The organism is Spirosoma endophyticum, assembly GCF_900112365.1.
GTDB classification, from domain to species: Bacteria; Bacteroidota; Bacteroidia; order Cytophagales; family Spirosomataceae; genus Spirosoma; species Spirosoma endophyticum.
This window is the reverse complement of the sequence record NZ_FOLQ01000060.1, coordinates 1-7,814: the sequence shown is the minus strand read 5'-3', so window position 1 is coordinate 7,814 and position 7,814 is coordinate 1. Positions and strand designations below refer to the sequence as shown.

7 protein-coding genes are annotated in these 7,814 nt (G+C 47.6%); all 7 read right to left on the bottom strand.

What is annotated here, in order from left to right:
* Positions 1 to 406 precede the first annotated feature (406 nt).
* Positions 407 to 1,123 carry a DUF4198 domain-containing protein gene (locus tag BM202_RS36185; protein WP_093835435.1) on the bottom strand — a complete coding sequence of 239 codons (717 nt, stop codon included), beginning with the start codon at positions 1,121 to 1,123 and terminating at the stop codon, positions 407 to 409.
* Positions 1,124 to 1,195: 72 nt separating this feature from the next.
* Entirely contained in the window at positions 1,196 to 2,881 is a 1,686-nt protein-coding gene (locus tag BM202_RS36180; protein WP_093835433.1) for a PepSY-associated TM helix domain-containing protein, read from the bottom strand.
* A gap of 14 nt (positions 2,882 to 2,895) precedes the next feature.
* A complete protein-coding gene (locus tag BM202_RS36175; RefSeq protein WP_093835431.1) occupies positions 2,896 to 3,171 on the bottom strand; it encodes a hypothetical protein in 276 nt (91 codons plus the stop codon).
* A 2-nt stretch (positions 3,172 to 3,173) separates the two neighbouring features.
* Positions 3,174 to 3,497, bottom strand: a complete 324-nt coding sequence (locus tag BM202_RS36170; RefSeq protein WP_093835429.1) for a hypothetical protein — start codon at positions 3,495 to 3,497, stop codon at positions 3,174 to 3,176.
* Between the two features lie 92 nt (positions 3,498 to 3,589).
* Positions 3,590 to 4,798 (bottom strand): DUF4374 domain-containing protein, encoded by a 1,209-nt coding sequence (locus tag BM202_RS36165; protein ID WP_093835427.1) that lies wholly within the window; start codon positions 4,796 to 4,798, stop codon positions 3,590 to 3,592.
* A 4-nt stretch (positions 4,799 to 4,802) separates the two neighbouring features.
* The gene (locus BM202_RS36160; protein ID WP_093835425.1) at positions 4,803 to 7,136 is read right to left on the bottom strand and encodes a TonB-dependent receptor; all 2,334 of its coding nucleotides are present in this window, start codon (positions 7,134 to 7,136) and stop codon (positions 4,803 to 4,805) included.
* Between the two features lie 478 nt (positions 7,137 to 7,614).
* On the bottom strand, positions 7,615 to 7,814 hold a 200-nt coding region (locus BM202_RS37980), incomplete at its 5' end, for a hypothetical protein (RefSeq protein WP_218160657.1).

Below are 7,814 nucleotides of genomic sequence, written 5' to 3'. Positions count from 1 at the left end.
GCCGCCACTTCCTTATCGGTTAAGCCGACCAAACCGGCCACGCGGTCGGCCTCGGCGCGGAGCACACCTTGTCGACTACGGGCAATGATCTCCTGCTCGGTCAAGAGCCGGGGCAGTAAGGATGGGTTGGAGGCTATAATCGGCAATGCAAGGGCCATGGCAATGAAGTTTTCGATTAAGATAACTACAAAAGTTCACTCCATCAAGTTCCTCATTCTGTTTGATGTCGTCTCTGTGTTTAGCCTAATAGGGTAAGCTGATGGAGTATAATAGTATGTGTCTTTGTTAGAACGATATAAGCATGTGAATCTGTACCACAAAATGGGCATTAAATGAGATTGTTAAATGTGCTTCTAGAAGACTTTTGTATAGTTCGCACTTACGGAATGGCAATGCGGCCACATGACTACTTCTCTGCCACGTCAATCACGTAGGTTGCACAGCGCCATATAGCCTGATAAGGCTTGCCATTTTGTTCCCCGGCCATCTTGTCAGTCTTACTGGCTTCAATATAATAGCGACCTGGCCAGAGGGGGGTAAACTCGGCGATACCGTTGGTATTGGTTTGAATTTCCTTATTCCAGCCGCTGGGTGAGTGAACCGCAACCCGTAGTTTATCGGCCGGGTTTTCATTAAAAATACCGGCTAAGGCGACTGGCTTCCCCACAACATAACCCTTCCCGGCTTCGGACACCGACACGTTTAACTCGTTTGGATGCGCTACTGACAAGGAAGCTACCTTGCCAACGGTTACAGCTGCGGTCGCATTAAACTGATATTTGGTAGTGCCACCTAGATCTTTGGCTCCATGACCTACAGCAAGTGTATAAATTCCGTCCTGCTCGGGCGTGAATTCCGCCGTGAAATGATCCTGAGCGGGGCTTACAGGTAGCTTGGTTTTTTGTCCACCGGGGCCGATTAGCCAAAGTTCAAATGATTTAACATCGGAATACCAGTCGCTAATCTTTTCAGATGGATCACCCGGTTCAGAATAGAGTACAGTAACTGTTTGCTTTTGGCCCTTTTTGCCAGTTGGGCTGGTCTGTATCCATAACGCATGGGCATATACGTCTGCTACGTTGAAGGCAAAAAGAATCAGGACAAGAAAGCGTAATCGGTTCATAGCAAGGTTTTAAAATAGACAATTAAATGAATCAGGAAGGCTGGTGTGTTATCAGATAAGATGAATACGCTATCAGGCAGCGCCTAACTGCCCAACTTTCTCCTTTACCGGTGCTGGACTTGCCTGAGAACGCTTTTCCTGTTCTAGCTTCCACAGAATAACTCCGCTGATAATGGCTAGGCAAAGAAAAAGTACATCGATAAATAGGATGTCGAAAGCGTTACGTTGAAAGGTGTTCCAAAACCAGTTACCACGTATGACACCGTTGGCTAGAGGTATCGCAAAACAGGTTACTACGGATAAGAGTAACGATTGCCGATTCACTAGGGCGAGATCTTTCCGAATGAGGAAGTAAACGCTTAGGGCGAGCCATGAATAAAAGTACCAGTGATAGATATCCGATTGGCCCGGTTTAGTGAGGAACAGTAGGGCTGTCATGGTAAAAGCCGTAACGGGCAACATACTTAAGCTGGAGGAGATATATACGTTGGCTGTCCAGAAATTGAATGTCCGTTTACGAGCTGGAATGTTCTTATTGTCTCGGGCTACCAGCCAGATCATGACACCTGAGTTGATAACGATACAGCCCAGAATTCCCAAAACGAAATAAATCACCCGCAAGGGCCTGCCGCCAAAATCGCCAAAATGCAGCCGTAAAATGAGTCCTCTGACCGTATGTATATACGATGCCGGTTCCAGCGGGGTACGTTCCGAAAGGATCTTCTGATCGCGTATCCGGTAAACGAGCTCTCCCTGTCCATTGAGTTGGACGTCCGTATGGGGTTTTCCCTGGATCACTACGTGCATGTTTTCATCCCCGTAGTTTCGTATGGCAACCAAACTGACATCGCTGTTTTGCCATTTATGTTCAGTCTGCGTAACCAATTGATTAATATCGAATTTGGCGGTCAACGCCTTGTTCGCATAGGTAAATTCCTGCTTCACGCCATAGCCCAGGTCCTTATAAATTTTTTCGTCATTGCCCTTGTAAAACAACTTTGTATAGGGAACGATTAGGAATGAATTGAAGATCAGAATGACGCCCGTTATCGCGAACACGAGCTGATACGGAAAACCGATCACCCCCAGAACCGTATGCAGATCGGTCCATAGCGTCTTGCGCTTACTCCAGGGTCTGAACGTAAAGAAATTCGATACAATCTTGTCCCAATGCAGCAGTAGCCCGGTGATAAGGGCGAACAGAAAGATAAAGGAGACAATACCGGCCAGCATATACCCAAAGGGTACGCCAATGCGGAAAGGAAAAACCTGGTTAAGTTGCGCTAAAAAGTGTAGCCGGTACAAAAATTCACCGATGGTATAACTTGACGCGTAATCGGCTTCCTGCTGTTTGCTGAAATCATACGTAAAGAACGCTAAATCATCATCTCCTCCCCGGCCTCTGCCCCGACCACGCCTGCCTTCCGGTTTCTTTTTCGGCTTCTTTAGTTTTTGCACGATCGGGTCGTGCGAGGCCGTCATAGCAACGTATACACCCGCCTGATGGCGTTGCATCGTCATGTCAAAATCACGCCCTTTTAACGTATGATGTTTGGCGAGTGAATCAAGAATGCCGTTAAAATCTTTTTTTACTCCCGCTTCAGGACTCAAATAGGACTCATTTTTTTGCCACGAAGCCAGGTCGTCTTTAAAGAACGAGAACGAACCGGCAAAGAACATGACGTACAAAATCGCGCAGATAATAATGCCGCTAACCGTATGGGTGTTGAAATAAATGTTGTATTTCCTGTTATCCATAATCGTAACCGATTCTAACTAAAGTAAATGCCTGAAAATACCCCTACTAACAGTACATAGATGGCCCAGGTCTTCCAGGCTTGCGGAATCAGGAAAGCAACCAGTAAAAGCGTTGCCCAGAGTAGGTAGCCCGTTATGAAGGAGGTTACCATGACGTATTCCTTCTGAAACACGCGGGTTAGGGCCGCGTGAAAACTTACGGTCACCAGGTAGCCGCCCAGCGAACCTGCCAGTAGTTTAGATAATTTTATCCAGGGCGATTTGGTCAGGTATTTTTTATTGGCTGGCATAACTAGAGGATTATTTCTAAGAGCACACAACACCCGTAAATTGCAGCAACGCTCTGTATACGCAGGTAATTAAATGGTTCGATGACCACCGAAAGACAACCCACGGCCATCAACCCTACAAAAAAGGCAAAGATGCCGCTCGCCAGACCCCATTGAAAAACGAAGCTTACGCAGGCGACCAGTAATAAGGACGCCCCAATAAGACGTGTCTGCGATTTGTTCGCCAGCGCGTAGGTCCATAAACCGCCCATGGGCTGACGTTTAGACGCCGTAATTTGCCAAAGATAAAAGGCGATAAACTGGATGAAGTACAAGGTGGTGATCATAAGCCATTGGGAGTGATTGGGCAATTGTGCAGGATAAAATTACCGAACCGGAAAATCCCTGAAAGCTTCCGGTTCGGTAGCATCAGAATGTCTTATTTCAGGTTTTGGACGGCGGTAACGGCACCGCCCTCCACTTTCAGGCCACGGGTAGCCGTTTGCGTGCTGGCATCAATCTTATAGATATAGCTGGTACCATCCGTTAAGTTGATCCCGATGTAGCCCGTTTTGCCATCTTTGGGGGTATAGTTGGTGGTGGTCAGGTTGGAGATGCTCGCTACGTCGGGCATGCCCGTGACGGCTTTGTAAGTTTTATCGACCACGTTTACGATACCAATACGTTTTCCAGCTGGGAACCCCCCCGTTTTTTCAGCCTTTGCCGCCGCGTTCACGATATACGTATTGTTGCCTACGTACAGCCAGGTAGTAATACTCATCCCACCGCTGGCAGCTTCCACGTCGAAGAAATAGGTTTGATCGAACTCAGTAGTGCCGGAATTGATTTTCAGGATAGCGGAGGGTTTAGTAGTCGAAATTGTTCCACCGGTTGTGGCTGCTGCGGGAGAAAATGCGTAGATGTCCCCATTTTCCTGAATAGAAAGGCCATCCTGAAAATACTTACCAATAAAACTGGCCCGCTTATCCGTGATCACTTTTTCAAGCTTCATGTCGGCGTAGTTGAAAATCGCAATGGACGCCTGATTGGGATAAGCCGTGTTGAAGTTTCGATCGTTGATCGTCTGGTACGGCGCAAATAGTCTGGTACCCACCTGTTTGATCCAGGTAAAATGAGCCAGTTCGCCCAGTCCGGTCAGGTCGAGGGTATTCACCGTACCTTCGGAAGAGATAGTCAGGCTGTTCGTATTCACCTTGTACCAGCTTGAGGTAGGCGCCGTCAGGCTTCTTGAAATTTTAAACAGCAGCAGGTCATCATTAACCGGCGCAAAAGCCTGTACGGTTTCGGTCTGAAAATTGGTCAGTTTAGTCAGCTTACCACCCTGGATATTGTAGGCGGTAACGGCTCCGGGATTACCCTGACCATAGAGCATACTAAAGAACTTTCCGTTGTGCGTTACGTAGTAACGGTACGTTCCGTCCTGCTCCACCCCATTGCCTGCCGTGGAGATGGTGCCGGCGTCCAGATTTTGAGCCGTCAGCAGATAATCCGCCACCCCGGTGGAGGCCGCAGGGCTAACCGCTAATATGTAATTGCCTGGATTGTCGAGTGCAGGTTCACTTTTCTCGCTGCATGAGGACAGCATTCCCGCAGCGACAGCCAGCGCGAGAGTCGATCTAAATTTCATAGAATTATATGGTAAACGAATTGAAGAAATAGCGAAAGTTAACGTAGAAGCCCCGACCGGGCTTCTGTAAGCTGAAGTTGTCGTACAGGCGATTGTCAGAAATGTTACGTGCTTCCAGACCGATATTGTATCGGCCATTCATCAGGCTATACACCGCGTTCAGATCATGACTAACCTGCTGGGGAATGCTCAGTTTATCGCCCCCGCGACTGGGCCAGTACAACCAGAATTTATGCACATATAGCAGGTTATAGCCAATGTTCAGTACGTTTCCTCGTTGCCCTAGATCCCTCAGTGTAATCGAAGCATCCGCATTGCCGAAGAAGTACGGAATATTGGGCATTTGATCCTTGTAGACCGGGCTCAGGACCAGATTGCCGTTGCTGTCAAACACATACTGCTGCCGGTTCTCCAACTTCTGATACGTGAGGGTTGCACCCGCTGATACCAATCGTTTGTAGGAGTACCTGACTTCGCCTTCACCGCCGAGGGTAAACACGCCGTCGAGGTTATCCAGCACCAGCGCCGATTGATTCTGGTTGAACCGGGAATAGATGTAATTATCGGAATAGCGATAGATGGCGTTTGCATTGACTATAAACCGATGATTCTCTTTAGCGGCAAAATTGTAGTTGAAGCCAAGGTTTATGTTCTGACTCTGCTCGGGTTTGAGGGCCAGATTGCCCTGTACTAGTTCCACATCACCAAACAGTTCGTTGGCTTCCGGCAACCGGTTGGCTTGCTCGTAGGATGCTTTCAACTGAAAACCGGGCGTCAGGAAATAGCTGGTAGCCACCCCATAACCAAGTTTGTCGAATGGGATCTTTCCTGGCGTACTTTGGTGTAAATATTTGCCAAAAATGGAGGTGCTCCACTTGTCTTTCACGTCGTAGGTGTAGCCCACTCCCAATACGTTTTTATTGAGTCGGGGGCGCACATCGCCCTGCGTGAAGCTTTCGTTAAAGGCATCCGTACCTTTTCGGTAAAACGTACTGAAAACATTACTCACCGCAATGGCTTGCCGCTCCGTTAGTCTGTAGTTAGCCGTAGCGGTGACGAGTCCATTGTTATTGCCGTATTTCGACAGGCTGCGGCCGCGGCCTTCCCCGTTCGGATTGGGCTTTGAATTACCGTACCAGTCAAATCGGGCCGACAACGTATCGATGTTCTGCTCTTTGCCCAGGTTATAATTCGCGTTCAGGGTTACATCGAGGCCTTTGATCAGGTTTGCCTTGCGGTACTTCAACGTAGGCATGAGGATATTGCCCCGTCTGTGCCAGCCACCAAAAACCGCCACCATTCTGGCCCCTGTTTGTAACTCCTTATAATTTTTTCCCAGCGTAACCCCAAGCAGCAACTGATCAGCGAATTTTTTACCCACCACGCCTACACTGGCAATCACCGTTTCGTTGTGATATGTATCGTGAAAACGCCTGACGACGGCATTGGGCGTGTAAGCCCCGGTATAGATGTCGGCGGCATCGACGGTTACTTTGTAGTTGTTGTCCGAATAGTTCTGGAAAGCATTCACCCGCACCGTAAAGCCACTTTTGCCCGTAATCGCTGCGTTTACGACAGTGCGGTGCGTATTAAATGAGCCATAGGAGTACGACGCATCCACATAATTCCGGTTTCTATCGCCGGTAACAATGTTGATTGCCCCGCCCAACGCATCCGAACCCAGCCAGATTGGAACAACCCCTTTATAGACTTCAAGCCGTTCAGCGGTGTTAATCGGAATATTATTGATTTGAAAGGACGAACCGAAATTGTCCATGGGTACTCCGTCAATGAAATACCGGATGCGGTTGCCGGAGAAACCGTTTAGGGAAAGATTGAAATTAGATCCTACACCCCCTGACTCGCGAACCCGTACGCCGGAAACCCGGTCCAGTGCACTGCTGAGATCAAGCGTGGAATTATAAAGTTGTTTAGCATCAATGGCGGTAACATTGAAGGCCTGCCGGTTCACCTCCTGGACTTCGGTACGACCAATTACGGTAACCGCATTTAATTCGTTAGATTCCGGCTTAAGAACGACGTCCAGTCGAGTCGACTGACCGTCCTGCAGGTGAACCACCTGACTGATTTTCTGATAGCCAACATGCGAGATAACGACGGTGTGTTTACCGACGCTTAGGTTCTCCAACCGGTATGTTCCCTGTGGATCGGCGAACGTACCTCCGCTTCTGTCGGCCAGGCTGATGGATGCTCCAGGAAGTGCCTGACCATCAGCATTCCGTATAGTTCCAATTAAGCTGCCATCCTTTTGTTGAGCCCAGCTACAAAAAGTAAGAAGACATAGAAGTCCTACATGCAGAATTTTGTTAATTTGCATTTGCTTTATAATGTTACCCCATTGTACAGCACCTGTCGCAAGACAGGCCGAGCCGGATGGTTGCAGCCCTCCGGCTCTTTCTATTTATACTGACCGCTTAAAGTTGCTTAAATGCTTACGTGAAGACTGATCAAATCTTTTCCATGTAGTTGCAGCTACATGGTAGACTGTATAAATAGTACGACAAAGCTAACTCATTATTTATATTCATTCCAAATAACATTAATGACTTTTTAATATTACCCCAGAAAGTGCAAAAATTTATTTGTATTAATACATAAAATGTACTAATAAATATCTCTTTCTAAAATTTAAATTTTTGGGCATGCGTAGTCAAACGAAAGAGGACAAACAGACGTGATAATTCTTATAAAAACGCTCCCCAAACTGAGACGAAAAATCATTCATGCTCAGCCTAGTAAAGTGGACGTTTGAAAAGACGGACGAGGCAAGGCTAACGAGCCCAGTGTTGCAAGAATTATAGTAATGGGGTAGGTTCAGTGCTTGTTAACCGTTTCCAGCCTACTTGAATTAGAACTAAAAGTGCGACTACTACGCTCAAAGAAACAGTACCCCCTGCTTTCGGTAGATAGTGAGCGACAGTAGGTAATAAAATGGAGCGCGTCTTGATCACTAAATCGCCCCAAATAAAGGAAAATACTGACAGCCCGCCAACAG